Below are 2110 nucleotides of genomic sequence, written 5' to 3' on the forward strand. Positions count from 1 at the left end.
CAAATGAGGGAGCCGGACATGCATCATGCTTTGTTTACAGGTCTTTTTGGACTGTACTTCTTTGCCATGCGTTCTTTGATAACTTCATAGCTGTAGCCACAAGACGGGCGATGTCCCCGTCGTCCTTAACCGGCTATGGACTTCTCAGACCTGCCTGTGGAACAATGGGATCAACAAGCTCCGCTCAGGTGATTTCTTTCCCTCCTTGCAGACCGCGTCCTGCTCTGGCGTGACGTTACAGGTACTGCTGTGAAAGCCTGCTACCCGGGATCCACCACTTAGGTTCTAACCGCTAGATGCGCCGCTGCTCCCGCTCGGGGCGTAGCACCCATCAATTGTCGAGCGCTTGCGGATGAGTGCTAATACGAGGCTGAAGTCGGTGGGTTCCACGGGCACCCAGGTCTGAGCCCAAGCTTGATTCTTCTTTACAACGGGAGGTGATTCTATGTCACCAATGCTGATTGGAATTGACGTGAGCTTAAAATCCCACCATGTACAATTCATGGATGGGGAGGGCACTTCCCTCGCTTCCTTTGCCGTACCCAATGATCGTACCGGGGCGGACACCCTGATTCATAAGATGTTGACTACGGCATCGAAAGCGAACCTGCCCCAGCTTCGCATCGGGATGGAGGCTACCTCCAATCTCGGTTGGCACCTTGCTCATTATCTGAAGACAGAACTGCAGGGTTATGAGCCCGAGGTTGAATCTCAGATTTACGTCTTAAATGCTAGAAAGGTGGCTCGTTTCAAGAAAGGCTATGAAGCCCTTCCGAAGAACGACCGCGTGGATGCCTGGGTGATTGCAGACCATCTGCGATTTGGACGACTGCCCTATGCGATGAAAGAAACCATCCAATACGAAGCCTTGCAGCGTCTCACCCGTACACGCTTCTTTCTGATGAACAACATTAAACGAGACAAAACCTATTTCTTGAACCAGGTCTTTTTAAAGTTTAGCGGGATGCGCCAGGACAGTCCATTCTCGGACACCTTCGGCAGCACCTCGCTCGCCGTGATTCAAGAGCTCGAGCCGGAGCAGATTATGACCATGTCCATGGAGGAGCTTGTAGCCTTCTTGCAGGATAAAGGCAAGAACCGCTTTGAGAAGCCCGAAGAGATTGCGGCGTATCTTCAACGGATCGCTCGCTCCTCTTACCGCTTGGATAAGGCCATGGCAGATCCGGTTAATATCTCGCTGGCGACCACGCTCAGCGTCATTCAGCACCTGGAATCCGAGGTCAAAAAACTCGACAAGGCCATCGCCAAGATTATGAAGGGCCTGCCACAGACGCTCATCTCGGTCAAAGGCATTGGCCCTGTCTTTGCGGCGGGCATCCTTGCGGAGATCGGCGGGATTGAGCGATTCCACGACCACCATGCCCTGGCCAAGTACGCTGGTCTGGTCTAGAGCCAGCATCAGTCCGGTGAATTCGAAGCCGACGAAACGTCACGCATGCGAACGGGCAACAAGTATCTCCGATACTATCTTGTGCAAGCCGCCGACTCGATCCGCAAGCATGATGCGGAGTATGCGGCGTTTTACAAGAAGAAGTACGACGAAGTTCCAAAGCACAAACACAAACGCGCACTCGTCCTTTCTGCACGAAAATTGGTACGGTTGGTATTCATGCTACTGAAGACCAACACCCTGTACACACCACCTGAGAGGAGACAACCGTAGACTTCCGGTTTCTACCTTTTTTAACAGCTCGCCCACGAAGAAATTTCAGTCTGAAAATTCTGATATTAGGTGGGTCTCGCTTCGTGTTGCCTTTTTTCGCTTCGGTAGACGCTTCGATCTGCTTTTTTTCCAATTCATCGATTTTGCCTACTTGACATTACACCGCTAGGCTTCACCCTCTATTGGCATAAGCGCTGCTTTTCGTTCGATTTATCCTTCAAGTAAAGATCCGCAAGGAAAAAGCCGCCCCAAAGGACGGCTAACTCACAAAGGTCAATTGATGCTACAGTCGGTAAATATCCTCATACTTGCGCTTCAGGTAGTTCACCAAATGCGAGGACTCCAGCGGCTTGCCGGTGACGCGCCGGACGATCTCCGCCGGCGTCTGCTGCTTGCCGTACTGATAGATCTGCTCGGTCAGCCAAG

At 52.0% G+C, this 2110-nt stretch carries 1 protein-coding gene and 1 pseudogene; one reads left to right on the plus strand and one right to left on the minus strand.

All coding sequences use genetic code 11. The features are described from left to right. Positions 1-445: 445 nt before the first annotated feature. Positions 446-1684, plus strand: a pseudogene (locus PA598K_RS15040) (IS110 family transposase). A gap of 283 nt (positions 1685-1967) precedes the next feature. Here PA598K_RS15040 and PA598K_RS35835 read toward each other — a convergent pair. Further along, positions 1968-2105 (minus strand): hypothetical protein, encoded by a 138-nt coding sequence (locus PA598K_RS35835; protein WP_260405421.1) that lies wholly within the window; start codon positions 2103-2105, stop codon positions 1968-1970. Positions 2106-2110: the final 5 nt, after the last annotated feature.

Origin of the sequence: Paenibacillus sp. 598K, assembly GCF_003851045.1 — a bacterium.
Classification (GTDB): Bacteria; Bacillota; Bacilli; order Paenibacillales; family Paenibacillaceae; genus Paenibacillus_D.